20 protein-coding genes are annotated in these 16,001 nt (G+C 65.7%); 6 read left to right on the forward strand and 14 right to left on the reverse strand.

Features of this window, described 5'->3' with window-relative positions:
- Positions 1-184: 184 nt before the first annotated feature.
- The gene (locus AC5STI_RS08495) at positions 185-874 is read right to left on the reverse strand and encodes an HAD family hydrolase (protein ID WP_475046704.1); all 690 of its coding nucleotides are present in this window, start codon (positions 872-874) and stop codon (positions 185-187) included.
- A gap of 57 nt (positions 875-931) precedes the next feature.
- Positions 932-1,216, reverse strand: a complete 285-nt coding sequence (locus tag AC5STI_RS08500; RefSeq protein ID WP_475046705.1) for a DUF3572 domain-containing protein — start codon at positions 1,214-1,216, stop codon at positions 932-934.
- A 115-nt stretch (positions 1,217-1,331) separates the two neighbouring features.
- Between AC5STI_RS08500 and AC5STI_RS08505 the strand changes: the two genes are divergently transcribed.
- The gene (locus AC5STI_RS08505) at positions 1,332-2,726 is read left to right on the forward strand and encodes a diguanylate cyclase domain-containing protein (protein ID WP_495446351.1); all 1,395 of its coding nucleotides are present in this window, start codon (positions 1,332-1,334) and stop codon (positions 2,724-2,726) included.
- 90 nt (positions 2,727-2,816) lie between these two features.
- Here the strand turns inward: AC5STI_RS08505 and AC5STI_RS08510 are convergent, their stop codons facing one another.
- From AC5STI_RS08510 to AC5STI_RS08525, 4 genes are all read right to left on the reverse strand, one after another.
- Positions 2,817-3,296 carry a periplasmic heavy metal sensor gene (locus tag AC5STI_RS08510; RefSeq protein WP_495446352.1) on the reverse strand — a complete coding sequence of 160 codons (480 nt, stop codon included), beginning with the start codon at positions 3,294-3,296 and terminating at the stop codon, positions 2,817-2,819.
- A gap of 20 nt (positions 3,297-3,316) precedes the next feature.
- A complete protein-coding gene (locus AC5STI_RS08515) occupies positions 3,317-3,691 on the reverse strand; it encodes a hypothetical protein (RefSeq protein ID WP_495446353.1) in 375 nt (124 codons plus the stop codon).
- Entirely contained in the window at positions 3,684-4,265 is a 582-nt protein-coding gene (locus AC5STI_RS08520; RefSeq protein WP_495446354.1) for an RNA polymerase sigma factor, read from the reverse strand. Before AC5STI_RS08520 ends, AC5STI_RS08515 begins: the two co-directional genes overlap by 8 nt.
- A gap of 67 nt (positions 4,266-4,332) precedes the next feature.
- The gene (locus AC5STI_RS08525) at positions 4,333-4,809 is read right to left on the reverse strand and encodes an EF-hand domain-containing protein (protein ID WP_495446355.1); all 477 of its coding nucleotides are present in this window, start codon (positions 4,807-4,809) and stop codon (positions 4,333-4,335) included.
- 200 nt (positions 4,810-5,009) lie between these two features.
- On the opposite strand from AC5STI_RS08525, the gene AC5STI_RS08530 reads away from it, so the two are divergent.
- Entirely contained in the window at positions 5,010-5,432 is a 423-nt protein-coding gene (locus AC5STI_RS08530; protein WP_495446356.1) for a DUF983 domain-containing protein, read from the forward strand.
- Positions 5,433-5,436: 4 nt separating this feature from the next.
- The gene (locus AC5STI_RS08535; RefSeq protein WP_495446357.1) at positions 5,437-6,168 is read left to right on the forward strand and encodes an NUDIX hydrolase; all 732 of its coding nucleotides are present in this window, start codon (positions 5,437-5,439) and stop codon (positions 6,166-6,168) included.
- A 93-nt stretch (positions 6,169-6,261) separates the two neighbouring features.
- Here the strand turns inward: AC5STI_RS08535 and AC5STI_RS08540 are convergent, their stop codons facing one another.
- Genes AC5STI_RS08540 through AC5STI_RS08550 form a run of 3 tightly spaced genes read right to left on the reverse strand, consistent with a single transcriptional unit; the run spans position 6,262 to position 8,296 of the window.
- Entirely contained in the window at positions 6,262-7,164 is a 903-nt protein-coding gene (locus AC5STI_RS08540; RefSeq protein WP_495446358.1) for an EamA family transporter, read from the reverse strand.
- 18 nt (positions 7,165-7,182) lie between these two features.
- Positions 7,183-8,073 (reverse strand): fatty acid desaturase, encoded by an 891-nt coding sequence (locus AC5STI_RS08545; protein WP_495446359.1) that lies wholly within the window; start codon positions 8,071-8,073, stop codon positions 7,183-7,185.
- Positions 8,074-8,089: 16 nt separating this feature from the next.
- Positions 8,090-8,296 carry a DUF2061 domain-containing protein gene (locus AC5STI_RS08550; RefSeq protein ID WP_475046722.1) on the reverse strand — a complete coding sequence of 69 codons (207 nt, stop codon included), beginning with the start codon at positions 8,294-8,296 and terminating at the stop codon, positions 8,090-8,092.
- A 114-nt stretch (positions 8,297-8,410) separates the two neighbouring features.
- On the opposite strand from AC5STI_RS08550, the gene AC5STI_RS08555 reads away from it, so the two are divergent.
- Positions 8,411-9,271, forward strand: coding sequence for a helix-turn-helix domain-containing protein (locus tag AC5STI_RS08555; protein WP_495446360.1), 861 nt, complete (start codon positions 8,411-8,413; stop codon positions 9,269-9,271).
- Positions 9,272-9,379: 108 nt separating this feature from the next.
- Here the strand turns inward: AC5STI_RS08555 and AC5STI_RS08560 are convergent, their stop codons facing one another.
- The 4 genes from AC5STI_RS08560 to bcoG all read right to left on the reverse strand — a co-directional run bounded on the left by AC5STI_RS08560 (position 9,380) and on the right by bcoG (position 13,214).
- Positions 9,380-10,138: an SDR family oxidoreductase gene (locus AC5STI_RS08560; RefSeq protein ID WP_495446361.1), complete on the reverse strand. Its 759-nt coding sequence runs from the start codon at positions 10,136-10,138 to the stop codon at positions 9,380-9,382.
- The gene (locus AC5STI_RS08565) at positions 10,135-11,610 is read right to left on the reverse strand and encodes a carnitine 3-dehydrogenase (protein WP_495447744.1); all 1,476 of its coding nucleotides are present in this window, start codon (positions 11,608-11,610) and stop codon (positions 10,135-10,137) included. Before AC5STI_RS08565 ends, AC5STI_RS08560 begins: the two co-directional genes overlap by 4 nt.
- A 45-nt stretch (positions 11,611-11,655) precedes the next feature.
- Positions 11,656-12,225 (reverse strand): lipocalin family protein, encoded by a 570-nt coding sequence (locus AC5STI_RS08570; protein WP_495446362.1) that lies wholly within the window; start codon positions 12,223-12,225, stop codon positions 11,656-11,658.
- Positions 12,226-12,296: 71 nt separating this feature from the next.
- On the reverse strand, positions 12,297-13,214 hold the full coding sequence (gene bcoG, locus AC5STI_RS08575) for a 3-dehydrocarnitine:acetyl-CoA trimethylamine transferase BcoG (RefSeq protein ID WP_495446363.1): 918 nt from the start codon (positions 13,212-13,214) through the stop codon (positions 12,297-12,299).
- A gap of 133 nt (positions 13,215-13,347) precedes the next feature.
- On the opposite strand from bcoG, the gene AC5STI_RS08580 reads away from it, so the two are divergent.
- Complete coding sequence (locus tag AC5STI_RS08580) at positions 13,348-14,331, forward strand: GlxA family transcriptional regulator (protein WP_495446364.1); 984 nt, start codon at positions 13,348-13,350, stop codon at positions 14,329-14,331.
- Between the two features lie 94 nt (positions 14,332-14,425).
- On the opposite strand, the gene AC5STI_RS08585 is transcribed toward AC5STI_RS08580, so the two are convergent.
- Positions 14,426-15,469: an aldo/keto reductase gene (locus tag AC5STI_RS08585; protein WP_495446365.1), complete on the reverse strand. Its 1,044-nt coding sequence runs from the start codon at positions 15,467-15,469 to the stop codon at positions 14,426-14,428.
- A gap of 122 nt (positions 15,470-15,591) precedes the next feature.
- Here AC5STI_RS08585 and AC5STI_RS08590 point away from each other — a divergent pair, with 122 nt between their 5' ends.
- Positions 15,592-15,993, forward strand: a complete 402-nt coding sequence (locus AC5STI_RS08590) for a rhodanese-like domain-containing protein (RefSeq protein ID WP_495446366.1) — start codon at positions 15,592-15,594, stop codon at positions 15,991-15,993.
- Positions 15,994-16,001 lie beyond the last annotated feature (8 nt).

Raw genomic sequence — 16,001 nt, forward strand, 5'->3', positions numbered from 1 at the left:
CAATCCCGGCTGCCATAGACTGTCCATTCCCGACCATGGCTGTCGTTTTTGTTTCGGAAACCGGCGGTATGGGATATTTATGTACACTTGTGCCCAGTAATGCGCGGTAAAAAACCGGCGCTCTATAGTAAAGCGTCGGCGAGACCGCCGCTGCCCGCCTTAGGGCGCCGGAGTCAGTGCGGGTTCAGCGGTCGATCCAGGCCGGGATATGGCCGATGTCGGGCAGCACGATATCGGCATGCGGCGCCAGGTCCTCACGCAGCGCCATGCCGGTCAGCACGCCGATCCGCCGCATTCCCGCAGCGGCGCCCGCTTCCAGGTCGTGCAAGCTGTCGCCGACCATGGCGGTGCGCTCCGGCGGCACCCCCGCCGCCCTGCAAAACGCCAGCAGCGGATCCGGGTCCGGCTTGGCGCCATGGCCGCTGTCGCAGCCCGCGACAAAGGCGAAGCGGTCCAGCACGCCCGCCCGCTGCAGCTGGCTCCTGGCAGAAATCTCGGCGTCGTTGGTCATCACCCCAAGCACCTTGCCGCGCGCCAGCAGCCCGTCGAGGAACTCCGCCAGCGGCACCGCCGGCGCCAGTTCCGCCTCCGCAGCGCTGCGGGCCAGGAACACCGCCAGCTGCTCAACCTCCATCTCCGCCACAAACGGCGCCAGCACCTCCGCCACCTCGTCATTGGAGCCGGCGATCACCAGACTGTCGGGGTTGAACGCCTGCCGCTCCAGATCATAGCTGATCACCTCAGCCATAGCCTCCAGCACCGCCCGGTCGCCTTTGGCCAGCGTCTCAAGCACCTGAGCCGCCCAGCCGTTCCAGGTGGCGGCAAAGTCGAACAGGGTTCCGTCCTTGTCGAACAGGAAGGCATCAACGGGCATGGCGGGTCCTCTCTCCGCGGGAATTTGGCGGAACCCTAGGCACAGCCCCCGCCGATCTCAAGTCCAGTTCACCTGCGCCCCGCCCGGAAGCGACATCCGCGCCTGCATCGGCATCTCATAAGCCAGGCCATGGGCATCACAGAACTGCATCACCCAATTGTCGTCCATCGTTAAGAAATCGAGCACTGAGCCCAGAAACTCGGGTTCCGCCGCACGCGCGCGCAGATCCGCCTCGCTGGCGCCGGTTGCGCCCAGAAACACCGGCATAAGCTCATCATTCCCGGCCAGCCAGGCCAAGGCTTTCAACGCCAGAGTCTCTGCGCCATCGGCGGAAATCTGCATGTTCTCCACACTCCTGCCGCATTGCGGCCAATTTAGTAAAAATCCGAAAGAGTTTCTTAACCAGTCTCAGCAAAGCTGCAAGGCATAGGATTTGCAAGGGGCGAAAGGATACCGCGTGCAAGGCACTATCCTGGTCATCGACGGCGTCTCCACCAACCGCATCATGCTGAAGGTGCAACTGGCGGCTGCCTATTATGATGTGGTTCAGGCCAGCGGCGTGGCCGGGGTGCTGAAGACCGCCCGCGCCCACCGCCCTGATCTGGTTCTCACCGCCATGTCGCTGCCCGACGGCACCGCTGCCGATGTGAAACACGCGCTGGCGGCGGATGAGGCCCTGGCCGATCTGCCGGTAATCGCCGTCTCCGACTGGGAAGGTTCCAAGGCCCGCCTGCAGGCGCTGGCCGCAGGCATCGACGATGTGCTGCAGCAGCCGGTGGACGACGTGATCCTGCAGGCCCGTATCCGCAGCCTGCTGCGCGCCCGCAGCGCCGACGAGGAGCTGAACCTGCAGCGCGACGCCTCGCACGGGTTCATCCTGCCGCTCAGCGACCGCTGCTGCGCCGAGGATCTGCGCGATGCTTCCGTTGCCCTGGTGGCGCAGGATCCCCGCACCGCTATGGCCTGGCGCGACCACCTCTCTGCCAGCCTGCCGTACAGCTTGCGCACCCATACAATCAGCGACATCCAGGGGCTGATGCAGGCGCCGGTGGCCGATGCCATCATAATCGAGCTGAACGAGGCCTCCGCCGGCCCCGGCCTGCGGCTGCTGGCGGATCTGCGCGCCCGCGCCGCCACCCGCCAGACGGTGGTAATCGCGGTGCCCAATCCAGCTGATCCGCAGATCGCTGCCGAGGCGCTGGACCGCGGCGCCCATGACGTGCTGCAATCCGGCTTCGATGTCGAGGAGCTGGAGCTGCGCCTCACCGCCCAGCTGCAGCACAAGGCCCGCAAGGACCGGCTGCGCGACAGCGTCCGCAACGGGCTGCGCGCCGCGGTGCTGGACCCGATGACCGGGCTCTACAACCGGCGCTACGCCAAGCCGTTCCTGGACCGTGCGGCGCATTCTGCCGCCGCCAACGGCGAGAAATTCGCCGTCATGCTGGCCGACCTCGACCACTTCAAGAGGATCAACGATGTCTATGGCCACCCGGCCGGCGACGCAGTGCTGATCGAGGCCGCCCGCCGGATGCAGCAGGTGCTGGGCCCGGCGGATCTGCTGGCCCGCGTCGGCGGCGAGGAGTTCATGGCTGTCCTGCCCGGCACCAGCGAGGCCGAGGCCGGCATCGCCGCCGTTGCCCTGTGCAACGCGATCAACGGCACCCCCTTCGAGGTCCCCGGCGCCGCCGAGCCGGTCAAGGTCACGATCAGCATCGGCGCGGCGATGGGCGGCGGCGGCCAGGACGGCAGCACCGCGGCACTGGTCGAGAAGGCGGATCAGGCGCTCTACAACGCCAAGCACGCCGGCCGCAATCAGGTGACCTTGTCCAAGGCATGCACCGAAGCTGCGTGAGCACTGCGCACCCTTCCGGTTATTAAAAAGGCAGCCGCAACCGGCTGCCTTTCAGATGATTGGCGGTCTGAAATGTTGGCCGCGGGCGGATCAGTCCCGACCGTGCGCAGCTCCTTTTCCAGCCCCGTGCCAATGCGTGCCGCGCCGCTGCATCCGCTCTTCCATACGGTCTGCAAAATCCGCGCGCTCCTCCGGCGTCATCGCCTCCATCTTACTCACCCAGGCGTCCTGCACCTTGGTGTGGAAGGCGTGACGCGCGTCCGACTGGCTGCGCAGCATGTCCCGCAGCGCGGCGGCGTCGAAACTGCCGCTGCGCAGCGCCGCGATCACCGCTTCGCCCTCGGCATGGCGGCGCTTGAAATAGCTGCCGTGATCCCCGCCCGCCTGCTGCCGCAGCGCCTTGCGGGTGTCACGGTCCAGCTCGCGGAAGATCATTGCCCCGACCGACGGCGGCCGCTGCCAGTGCCTGTCCTTGCCGGAGAACCGCCAGGCCGCCCCGGCCGCGATGCCGATCACTGCCAGGTTCAGCGCCAGCGAGGCCGCCAGCAGCAGTTTCAGCCACAGCTTCATTCCGGGTTTGCCCTCCGCATTCATTGCAGGTCCTCGCTCAGCATTACCGCCATGTCATAACTTTCATCAGCAAATACGGTGCTGCTGTCTTCATAACCGGCCAGCGCCACCGGATCCGGCACAAAGGAAGGCGGTGCCACCCCGATCCAAAGACCCGCCGCGCTGGCCGCCGCCAGCCCGCCCAAAGCAGGCCAGCCGCCGATCGCTTCGATCAGTTGCCGCCACTTCGGAAGCCGGGCCGCCCGCGCTGGCCGCGCAGGCTGAAAGCCCGCTTGCTCCCGTGCTGCGTCCGCCAGGATGGCGGCGCTCAGATGTTCCGGCACCGCGGGCCGGTCACTGCGTGCCGCGGCAAACAGATCCTCCAGCTCCTGCAGTGCTTTATCCGTGTCAGCCATCGCTATACCCCAATTCTTCGCGCCGCCCGGCCAAAGCCGCGGCCAGCGCCCGCTTGCCCCGGGCGGTCAGACTTTCCACCGCCTCGACGCTGATGTCCATGATCCCGGCGATCTCCGGGTTCGAAAGCTCTTCCAGGTGCCGCAGCACCACCGCCTGCCGCTGCCGTTCCGGCAGTTGCATCAGCGCCGCCTGCAGCGCATCCTGCCGCGCGCCCTCTTGCATCTGCTCCGCCGCCGAGCGGCCCGGATCCGGCGGCTCCGGCACCGCGTCCAGATCCACATGGCCGCCGCGGGCGCGCCGCTTGCGGTCAATGCACAGGTTCATCGCCACCCGGTACAGCCAGGTCGAGACCTGCGCCTCCCCCGGCCGCCACTCCGGCGCCATCTTCCACAGGCGCAGCATCGCCTCCTGAGTCACATCCTCGGCCTCGGCGCGGTTGCCCATCACCCGCATCGCGACGCCGAAAACCCGCGGGCTCAAGCGTGCAGTCAGCTCCGCCGCCGCACGCCCATCGCCATTCGCATAGAGCACCAGCAAGGCATCGTCAGAGACCTCCCCCGCCTCTGCGCTCATCGCAGCCGGACCCGCAGCAGGGGTCCGGCGCCGTGATATTTCCGCGTTATGCAGCACGCTTCAGAGATCAGTTCTGCTCCGTTCCGTTCTCTTGCCAATACCCGCGGCGGTGCATTCCGCCGTGCTTCATGCGGGCATCTTCGAACTCTTCTTTCGAAATCCCGCCGCTGCCATCAGCATCCATCCGGCCGAACATCTTGCCCGCGCGGCGCGGCTGCGGCAGCTCGTCCTTACTCAACGCGCCATCGGCGTCCTTGTCAAAGCGTTCCAGCATCCAGGCAGCCCGCTCATTCGCGTGCTCCCGCGCCCGCGCCTGCATCTCCTCCAGCGTCAGCTTGCCGTCGCCATCGGCATCCGCCTTGGCAAAATGCGCATCCTTCATGGCTTCGATCTCGGCCTTGGTGACCTCGCCGTTGCCATCCGCGTCGATCTCCTCAAAGGACATCCGCGGCCCGTGGTGCCCGAAGCCCTGTGCCAGGGCAGCGCCGCCTGCAGTCACGGCAGCGGCAGCAACAATCGCAGTGATGAACTTGACGTGTTTCATATCGTCTTTCCTTTGTCATGCGGCAGCCTCTTGCTGCCCGATGCATAGGAAAAACGCACGCGCCCCGCAGATCCGTCGCGGTTTTCCGAACTTTTTGCCTTCCCCCGCACGTTGCGGCAAACCGGCGCAGAAATCGGGCTTTCCCCTTTCGCGTGCCCGCCGTTGCGCGCAAATATAAGTGCAGCACACAGGATATTTTCATGACCGAGTCCCCCGCCGTTACGGCCCCCGAGGCAGAAAACGACCGCCCCACCATGCCCGCCCTGGCCAAGGGCTGGCGCTGCAAATGCCCCAATTGCGGGCAGGGCAGGCTCCTGCATTCCTATCTGAAGGTGAACGAAAGCTGCAGCCACTGCGGCCTCGACCTGACCCACGCGCGCGCCGATGACGGGCCCGCCTACCTCACGATCCTGATCGTCGGCCACATCATGGCGCCGCTGATGCATGTGGTCTATTTCTCCTGGCGGCCGGAGCCCTTGGTGATGTTCACCGTGTTCACGATTGGCTGCCTGGCGTCTTCCCTCTATCTTCTGCCGCGGATGAAGGGGGTCGTCATCGCCTACCAATGGGCGCGGCGCATGCACGGCTTCGGCAAGGACACCCCGGCAGCGAAAGGGCAATAAGAGCATGAGCGACACATTTCTGAGCGGCGAAACCACCACCGACAAAACCGCGATCCGCAATGCGGCCACGGTCATTGCCATGCGCGGCCGGATGTCGGAGGACCCGCAGGTGCTGATGGGCCAGCGCGGCGCCAAGGCTGCCTTCATGCCGAACAAATTCGTTTTCCCGGGCGGCGCGGTAGACCTCGCCGATGCCCAGGTTCCGCTTGCCTCCCCGATCTCTCCCGTGTGCCAGGAACGCCTCGCCGACAAGGCGCCCGCTGACGCGCACCATGCCCTCAGCGTCGCTGCCGTGCGCGAACTGTGGGAGGAAACCGGCCTGATCCTGGGCGAGCCCGGCAGCTGGAGCGGCGAGGTCCCCGAAGACTGGCAAAGCTTTGCCGCCACCGGTCACGTGCCCTCTGCCCGTGCCATGCAGTTCGTGTTCCGCGCCCTGACCCCGCCGGGCCGCCCGCGCCGGTTCGATGCGCGGTTCTTCCTGGTCGATGCCGATCAAATCACCGGCGATCTGGATGACTTCTCCCGCGCCGCGGATGAGCTGTCGCATCTGCAATGGATCCCGCTCAGCCAGGTGCGCAGCTTCGACCTGCCCTTCATCACCGAAGTGGTGCTGGCCGAGGTCACCGCCCGCGTCCGCGACGCCGAACCGCCGCAAAGCGTTCCCTATTTCCACAACAACGACGAAGCCAGCCTGTTCCTGCGCCTCAAGGGCTATCCGATGCCCGCCGACGGGTAACGTTTTCCGGCGCGGAAAACGTCCCGGAAAACACGTGTTTTCCGAGCCGGAATTATCGCATAATTCCGGCTGCCCTGCCGCAGCCGGTGCCGCTCAGATCGCCAGAACCAGCACCAGGATCGACACGATCAGCAACGCCATGCCTGCCAGCTCGCGCGCCGTGACTTTTTCTTTGAAGAACAGCACCGAGGCCAGCAGCGACAGCAGCAGCTCCACCTGCCCCACCGCCTTCACATAGGCGGCGTTTTGCAGCGTGAAGGCCCAGAACCAGCAGAATGAGCCGCCCATGCTGGTCAGCCCCACCCAGACCGCTACTTTCCGCGCCGCCCAGACTCGCGCGATCTCGCCCTTGTCGCGCAGGCCCAGCCAAACCGCCATAAACAACGTCTGCAAGCTGACCACCGCCGCCAGCGTCACTGCCGCGCGGAACGCAGGCTCCAGCTCTGCAAGCTGCAGCGACGCGCCTCGATAGCTGACGGCGGAAAAGGCAAACAGCACCCCCGACCCCAGCCCCAGCTGCGCCGCGCGGTTGGTCAGATGCCGCCACCAGGCGCCCGTGGCATCCGGCGCCCGCGACAGCACCAGCACCGCCGCCAGCCCGATCAGGATCGCCACCCAGCCGCCAAAGCTGACCGGATCGCCCAGAACCGCCAGCCCGACGATGGCGGTCTGGATCACTTCGGTCTTCTTGAAGGTGATCCCCACCGCAAAGTTGCGCTGTTTGAACAGCGCCACCACACAGACCGTCGCCAGGATCTGCGCGGTCCCGCCGATGGCCGCATAGATCCAGAACGCAGGCGGCAGCGCCGGCAAAGACCGCCCGGAGACCGCCAGATACAGCGCCAGCCCCGTCAGGATGAACGGTGCGGAATAGAAAAACCGGGCGAAGGTGGCTCCGCCCGGCGTCAGCGTTACACTGCTGAGGACCTTCTGCAGCATGAAGCGCACGGTCTGAAAGGAGGCAGCGGCAATGGAAACGGGGATCCAGGCAAACATGCCTCCGCTTATGCGCCCTTATTCCCCTTGCTGCCAGAGCGGATGCGGCACCGGGTCCTTGGCGCGCAGCAGGTAGTTGCGGAAAATCTGCAGGTAGTTGCGGTAGAAATAGCCGTCATTGGCCGCCAGGAATTCCGCCCTGCGCGCCCTGTACAGCCGCGGCAGCGCATACCAGGGCACGCCGGGATGCATGTGATGCACGATGTGCAGGTTGTTGTTGAGGAACAGGAAGGCAAGCGGCCCCGTGTCCTCGATCACCACGGTGCGGCCCTGGGCGGTCTCATGCGCCCGGTGCTCCAGAAAGGTGCGGATCTTCAAAAGGCCAAGCCCCAGATAGGCCCCGGCAACCGCCGCCCACAGCGGCGCCGGCGCCTGCCACACCACCCAGATCACCACTGCGAGACCAGCAGCGTGCAGGATCCAGTCTCGGACAACCCCCGGCTCCCCCTGGCGCGCCAGCCGCCAGTCGCCGGCCATGAAGCAGACCTGCCCGACCAGCGGCCCCAGCACCACCCGCCCCAGCAGGGTGTTGTTCAACCTCAAGAGTACCTTGCGCCAGCCGGGCAGCCGCGCCCAAACCGCCGGGTCCTGGTAATTGCTCTCCGGATCGTCATAAGGATCGGTCAGCGCCTCATCCTCATGATGCGCCAGATGGGTGTCACGGAACCGGCCATAGGGCACCGCCATGCTCAGGGGAAAGACCATCAGCGCTTCATTCAGCCAGCGGCTGCGGAACGGGTGCCCGTGCAGCGCCTCATGGGTCAGCGAGGAATGCAGCGCCGCCATCACGCCCAGCGCCAGCACCGTCAGCCCAAGGCTGAAACCGGGCAGCAGCCACAGCGCCGCCAGCCAGCCGCCGTAGCAGGCCAGGATCAGCGCCAGGGTGCCCCATTCAACGCTGCGGGGCATATATCCACGGCAGCGCTCAGACATGACGCCGCCCCCAGCCGATCTGCGCCCAGACCCGCTCATAGACCAGGTAGACTGTAAAGCCGATGCCGGTATTGACCAGCGCCATCATCCCGCCTGCCTTGACTGAGCCGGTGGCCGCAAGCCCCACCAGCGTCATCGAGACCAGCCCGAGAACGTTCCAAATCACCGCCTTCACAATGGAGCGCTTGCGCGTTTCCATAATGCCTCCTGCTATTCTTGGGTAAGTGCTTGTTTTCAAAGTACCGCAGCAGGAGGATGTGCAGAATTACGAATGCAGTTAACAAAATCCATCAGATGTGATAATTGGAAACGAATGATAGAAAATATCGACAAACGGGTACGGGCGGAGCAGTTCCGGCAAAGGCTGAACAGGGCGCTGCGCGACAGCGGCCTCAGCCAAAGCGCTCTGGCCCGTGCCGTCGGCGTCGACCGCTCCACCATCTCCCAGCTCCTGACGGATGAGGGCGCGCGGCTTCCCAATGCCCATGTGGTCGGCGCCTGTGCCGGGGCGCTGGGGGTGTCCGCCGACTGGCTGCTCAGCCTCTCCGACCGCCCCGAAAGCGCCGCCGAGCTGCTGGCCTCCAGCCTCACCCTGACCGAGGCCCCCCGCGCCCTGGTCGATGAACGGATCTTCGAATGGCATCAGGAGGCAGAGGGCTACAAGATCCGCCATGTGCCCGCTGCGCTCCCCGACATGCTGAAAACCCGGGCACTGCTGGAGTGGGAATATTCCCCCCACCTGGGCCGCACCGCTGGTCAGGCCATTGGAGCGTCTGAGGACCGTCTCACCTGGATGCGCCAGTCGCCGTCGGACTATGAAATCGCCATGCCGCTCTACGAGCTCGACAGCTTTGCGCACGCCGCGGGCTACTACGAGGGCCTGCCGCTGGAGGTCCGGCTGGAGCAGCTCATCCAGTTCGAACGCCTCTGCGAGCAGCTCTACCCGCGCCTGCGCATCTACCTGTTTGACGCCAAGCGGCTTTATTCCTCTCCGATCACCATCTTCGGCCCGCTTCTGTGCGTCTTCTACGCCGGCACCCACTACCTCGCCTTCCGCGACAAGGAGCGGATTGCCACTTTCACAAACCATTTCGACAATCTGGTGCGCGAGGCCGATATCACCGCGCGGCAGCTTCCGGGGCGGTTGCGGGCACTGCGGGCCGCAATTTCCTGACCGCCCCGGCAGGGGCGCCGGAATTATGCGATAATTCCGGCTCGGAAAACACGTGTTTTCCGGGACGTTTCCCGCGCCGGGAAACGTTGCCCGTCCGGTCAGCCTGCCTTACACCTTCGGGTCCGGGTTCTCGGTATGACCGTCGACGGCAATCACCTGCCCCGACACCAGCCGCGCTGCGTCCGAGCCGAGGAAGACCGCCATATTGGCAATGTCGCTGGCTTCCACGAACCGCCCCATCGAGGTGCCCGCGGCATAGCCCGCATAGACCTCATCCCGGGTCATGCCCTTGGCCGCGGCCTCGCGTTCCAGCACGCCTTCCATCCGCGGGCCTTCCACCGCGCCGGGGCAAATCGCATTGGCGCGGATGCCAAAGGGGCCCAGCTCCATCGCCAGCGTCTTCATCAGCCCGATGACCGCCCATTTCGCCGAGGCATAGGGCGCCCGGTTCGGATAGCCATACTGCCCCGCCGTCGAAGACGTCACGATGATCGAGCCGCTCCTGGCCGCCTTCATCACCGGCGCCGCGTATTTGGCCGCCAGAAAGCAGCCCTCCAGGTTCACGCTCACGCATTTGCGCCAGTCCTCCAGCGCAATGTCCTCGACCCGCGCGGTCGGCCCGGCAATGCCCGCATTGGCACAGAGCACATCCAGTCCGCCCCAGACCTCCGCAATCTCGGCAAACAGCGCCTTGACCCCGGCCTCATCGGTGGCATCCACCGCCGTTGTCCGCCAGCCCTCCGGCGCGTCTGCCAGCGCCACCGCGCTGACATCCGTTACCCAGACCTGATGCCCGGCGGCGGCAAAGCCCTCCGCCATCGCCCGGCCGATGCCTGAGCCGCCGGCGGTGATCAGAACCCGGCTCAACGCGGAGCCCCGATTGCGCGGCCCAGCCCCTCAGGGGCAGGCAGCGCCGCATGGGCTTCGGCCAGCTTCACCAGATTGGCCTCGATATGCGGCGCAGGCGGTGCCGAGCGGCGGGTCTTCAGGTCCACATGCAGCAGCATATGCTCGCCCGTCGCCAGCAGCCGCTCGCCCGAATACATCTCATGCCACAGATGCATCTTCTTGCCCGCGCCCATGATCACCCGGGTCCGCACCTGGATCGGGTCGCCCGCATGCACCTCGTCGATGTGGCGGATGTGGGTCTCGGCGGTGAAGTAGCTGCCGCCGTTGGCGATATACTCCGCATCGCAGCCGATGATCATCATCAGCCGGTCGGTGGACTGGGCAAAGGCATCCAGATAGCGGCTCTCGGTCATGTGGCCGTTGTAGTCGGTCCAGTCCAGCGGCACCACGCGGCTCTGGGTCAGCACCGGCTGGCTCAGATCTTCCAGGTCATCCACCGAGCGCATCAGCCCGGCCTCGTCCTCGCGCCCCTTGTCATGGGCATTCTGAAGCGCGCCCGCGCCCCAGTCGTTGCTGCCCAGCGCCCGCATCATGCCGACCAGATTGTCGTCGCGGATCCGCTCCATCTCGCGGATATCCAGATGGCCCGACTGCGCGTCCGACTGGCCCGCGATCAGATCGACCAGTTCGTCGGTGAATTCCGGCACATCCATCAGCTTGGTCCAGGGCCACGAAAGGCAAGGCCCGAACTGCGCCATGAAGTGGCGCATCCCCGCCTCGCCCCCCGCCACGCGGTAGGTGTCGAACAGCCCCATCTGCGCCCAGCGGATGCCAAAGCCATAGCGGATTGCGTTGTCGATCTCCTCGGTGGTGGCGATGCCGTCCTTGACCAGCCACAGCGCCTCGCGCCAGACCGCCTCCAGAAAACGGTCGGCCACATGGGCGTCGATCTCTTTCTTCAGGTGCAGGGGATACATGCCGATGGCACTGATGATTTCCTTGGCGCGGTCGATGACACCCGCCGGGTTGGCCTCCGTCGTGACCAGCTCCACCAGCGGCAGCAGATAGACCGGGTTGAACGGATGCGTCACCACGATCTGCCCGGGGTTCTCGCGCCCGTCCTGCAACTGCGACGGCTTGAAGCCCGAAGTGGACGAGCCGATCACCGCATCCGGCGCACAATGCGCCTGCAGCTCGGCATAAACCTTCTGCTTGAGGTCAAGCCGCTCCGGCACGCTTTCCTGAACCCACTCAGCGCCGTCCACGGCCTCTGCGATAGTCTCATGGAACGTGAGCTGCCCCTCCGCCGGCAGCGCCACGTTGCCCAGTCCCGGCAGCGAGCGGCGCGCATTGCCCAGCACCTCGCCGATCTTGCGCTCCGCGTCCGGGTCCGGGTCGAACACCCGCACGTTCCAGCCATTGAGCAGGAACCGCGCGGCCCAGCCGCCGCCGATAACCCCGCCGCCGATGATTGCTGCCGATTGCTTCACCATTGTCGTCCATCCTCCGAGGGACCCGGCCGCCGGGCCCGTGTGTTATTCCTTGGGCTGAGGCACCATCTCCAATGCCTCAGGATCATAGCCGTTGCGGCGCAGCACGGCCTTGGCCGCTTCCAGCTCCGCCGCGCCAAGTTCCGGGCTGCGCGCCAGGATCCAGCCCTGTTCGCCGCCCGGGGTGCCGACCACAGCGACCGAATAATCCTCAGTCACGTCCAGCACCCAGTAATCACCCCAGGTCAGGGGCAGCCAGCTCAGCCAGGAGACAAAGTTCACCTCCAGCTTGCCGGGCGCGCGGACACGGGCCACCCCTTCCGCCGAGTCGACCGGTCCATCAAGGCCTTCCCGGCGGCAGCGGTTGATGACATTGATCCGTGCATCCTCCCGTGCGCTATAGGTTGCCGTCACGCCTTCGCAGCCCTCTTCAAAGCTGTTGGGAAAGCGGGCGATCTCGTACCAGGTCCCCAGATAGCGGGAGAGATCCAGATCTTCCTGCACCGTCATCGGCACATTCGTGTCCCGGTAGCCCTCAGCCCGGGCAGAGGCCGCCGCGGCGGCGATGACAAGAGCTGAGGCAGCAACTGCCGGGATGAATTTGCGGAAGGTCATGGCCAGAATCTCCTGAGTCGGGGCGTTGGTTTTTCATCAAACCCCAACGTCCCGCATCCTGGGCGGTTCCCTCAGCCGCCCGCCGGCGCGCGTTTAGTCAGACCCAGCTTCTCGCGCACCTCCTGCGGCCCGATCACCCGCGCGCCCATATTCGACACGATGGTGTTTGCCCGCTCGACCAGCTGCCAGTTCTCGGCCAAGACCCCCTTGTCGAGCCACAAGTTGTCTTCCAGCCCAACCCGCACATTGCCGCCCGCCAGAACTGACTGCGCCGCATAGGCCATCTGGTTGCGGCCCAGCGCAAAGGCAGAGAAGGTCCAGTCGCTGGGCACATTGTTGACCATCGCCATAAAGGTGTTCAGATCATCCGGCGCCCCCCACGGCACACCCATGCAAAGCTGCACCAGCGCGTTCGGCTCCAGCACGCCTTCCTTCACCAGCTCCTTGGCAAACCACAGGTGGCCGGTGTCAAACGCCTCAATCTCCGGCTTCACACCCAGATCGGTCATCATCTGCCCCATCGCCCGCAGCATGCCGGGGGTGTTGGTCATGACGTAATCGGCCTCGGCAAAGTTCATGGTGCCGCAGTCCAGGGTGCAGATTTCGGGCAAGCACTCCGCCACATGGGCAACGCGCTCGGTGGCGCCCACCATATCGGTACCAGCCTCCTTCAGCGGCAGCGGATTCTCGGTGTCGCCAAATACCATGTCGCCGCCCATGCCTGCGGTCAGGTTCAGAACCACATCCACATCCGCATCGCGAATCCGGTCCGTCACCTCACGGTACAGATCCAGCCGGCGCGACGGCACTCCGGTCTCCGGATCGCGCACATGGCAGTGCACGACAGCCGCCCCGGCCTTGGCCGCGGCAATGGCCGACTCGGCGATCCGCTTGGGCGAGCGCGGCACATGCGGGCTACGGTCCTGGGTGCCGCCAGAGCCGGTCACGGCACAGGTGATGAAGACCTCGCGGTTCATTTCCAGAGGCATTTTGCTTTTCCCTTCGATGTACAGGGTTTTGCCACGGGTTATCCCCAGGCTCCTCCCCAGATTCTGATTTGCGCTGCCTGCGACTCTGCCGCAGCCTTTTGCAGCACAGTTTACACCAGGCGAATCGAAGTTGATGAAATCCGCAAAAAACATCCTGCAGCCCGAGAACCGGCCGCTGAAAACCGCGCTGCTGGTGCTGGACGAATGCAACACGCTGTCCTTTGCGGCCGCGGTGGACCCTATGCGCGCGGCCAACCGGCTTGCGGGCCGCGCCGCCTTTGACTGGGACTACATCAGCGCCACCGCTGAGCCGCCGATGCTCACCAGCGGCCTCACCGTGCCCAGCATCCCCCTGGCCCGGCTTGAGAGCTGCGAGCTGCTGATCGTCGTGGCCGGCTTCCAGCTCGCCCGTCACGCCACCCCCAGCCTGCTGGCAGGCCTGCGCCGCATCGCCGCCACCGGCGCCACCATTGCGGGCATCGACGGCGGCCCATGGCTGATGGCCGAGGCCGGGCTGCTGGACGGCCACCCTGCCACCACCCACTGGGAAGACCTGGAGAACTTCGCCGCCCGTTTCCCGGAGGTGGACGCCCGCAGCGACCGCTTCACGGTATCTGATGCCCGCCTGACCTCCGGCGGCGCCACACCCGCAATCGAGATGATGCTGCACATCATCGGCGCCCGCCACGGCGCAGGCTTCGCCGCACGGGTGGCCGGGCTGTTCCTCTATGATGGTCCCGCCGCCGCGTCCCGCCCGCAAAGCCGCCTGGGCGGCCACAAGCACAATGCGCTGACCGCCAAGGCCAACGCGCTGATGGAAGCCGCGCTGGACGAGCCGCTGCCGCTCAGCGCCATTGCCGAGACGCTTGGCACCAGCCCGCGCAGCCTTCAGCAGCAGTTCCGCCTGCGCCTGAACACCACGCCGCAGGACCATTACCTGCAGCTGCGCCTGGCCGAGGCCCGCCGCCTGGTCACCGACACCAGCATGCCGCTGATGGAGGTGGCGATGGCCACCGGCTTCACCTCGCAGTCAAGCTTCGCCCGCGCCTTCCGCACGGCGCACGGCACCTCCGCCCGTGATCTCCGGCAGGAACAGGCGCGCCCGACCGCGCATTGATGCCGGCAGGATCCCTTTCATCTGGCTGTAAATATCCCTGGGGTGAATTGCGCCCCCAGCGCAAGAGGGGGCAGCGCCCCCTCCTCCGCTCGCGTCAATAGGGCATCGGATGCGCCCGGTGCGCGGCGTTGATCTCGTCCAGAACCTCCTGGCTCAGCTCCACTTCCACCGACTTCAGCAGATGCTCCAGCTGCGGCAGGTGCGTCGCGCCAAAGATCGCCGACGCCATGAACGGCCGCGTCCGGCACCAGGCCAGCGCCATATGCACCGGATCCAGCCCGTGCCGCTTGGCAATCTCCAGGTAGGCCGCCACCGCATCATAGACCCGCGGCGAGTGGCGCCCGCCGAGCTCCGGATTGATCGACTTGCGCGACCCTTCCGGCACCGCCCCGTCCTGATACTTGCCGGTCAGAAGTCCGGTCCCCAGCGGCGAAAACGCCATCAGGCCCACGTCCTCATTGATGCTCAGCTCCGCCAGGTCGGTGTCATACATCCGGCACAGCAGCGAATATTCGTTCTGGATCGAAGCCACCCGCGGCCAGCCCTTTTCCTCAGCAATCCTCAGCCATTGCGCAGTGCCCCAGGCGCTTTCGTTCGACAGGCCAAAGGCCCGGATGGTGCCGCGCTCCACTTCACGCTGCAAAGCCTCCAGGCAATCCTCCATGTTGGCCAGCACCTCCTCGCGGTTCTGCCCGGAGGGGTCATATGTCCAGTTCTGCCGGAACATGTAGCTGCCCCGGTTCGGCCAGTGGAACTGGTAGAGGTCAATGAAGTCCGTCTTCAGCCGCTTCAGCGACGCCTCCACCGCGGACGCGATGGTCTTCGACGAGATCGGCGCCCCGTCCCGCGCATGCTTCATACCCTCGCCAGAATGCTTGGTCGCCAGGATATAATCGCCGCGCCGTCCGGTCTTTTCGTTCCAGTTGCCGATGATGCGCTCACTGTCGCCCAGGGTCTCGGCGCTGACCGGGTTCACCGGGTACATCTCGGCGGTGTCGACAAAATTGACGCCCGCCGCGAGCGCCATATCAATCTGCGCATGGGCCTCATCCTCAGGTGTCTGAGTGCCAAAGGTCATCGTGCCCAGGCACAGTTCGGAGACCTCGATGCCGGTGCGTCCCAACGGGTTCATTTTCATATCACGCGCTCCCCTGTTCCGGATTTGCCCGCGACCCTAACCGGCAGGGCGGCAAGTGCAAGCCGCTTGCACCCGCGCGGCAAACCCGCCAGCCTGCGCGCAAGCCGAGCAAAGGAGGTCCCATGCCGCAAACCATCACCAAAGGCGTCAAGGCGCTGCTGACCGAGGCCAACAGCCTTGTCAAAACCATGAGCGTGGGGGAGGCCAAGCAGAAGGTCCTCGACGAGAATTATGTTTTCATCGACCTGCGCGACATCCGCGAGCTGCAGCGCAGCGGCATGATCCCTGGCGCGTTTTCCTGTCCGCGCGGGATGCTGGAGTTCTGGATCGACCCGGACAGCCCCTATCACAAGCCGGTTTTCAACCAGGACAAAACCTATGTGTTCTACTGCGCCAGCGCCTGGCGCTCGGCGCTCAGCGCCAAGGCGGCGATGGAGATGGGACTGAAACCGGTGGTGCATCTGGAGGGCGGCTTCACCGAATGGGCCAAACAGGGCGGCCCGGTGGTGCCGCGCGAAGGCTGAACCCTCTG

The sequence above is a fragment of the Leisingera sp. CC-HEC096 genome (assembly GCF_059429235.1).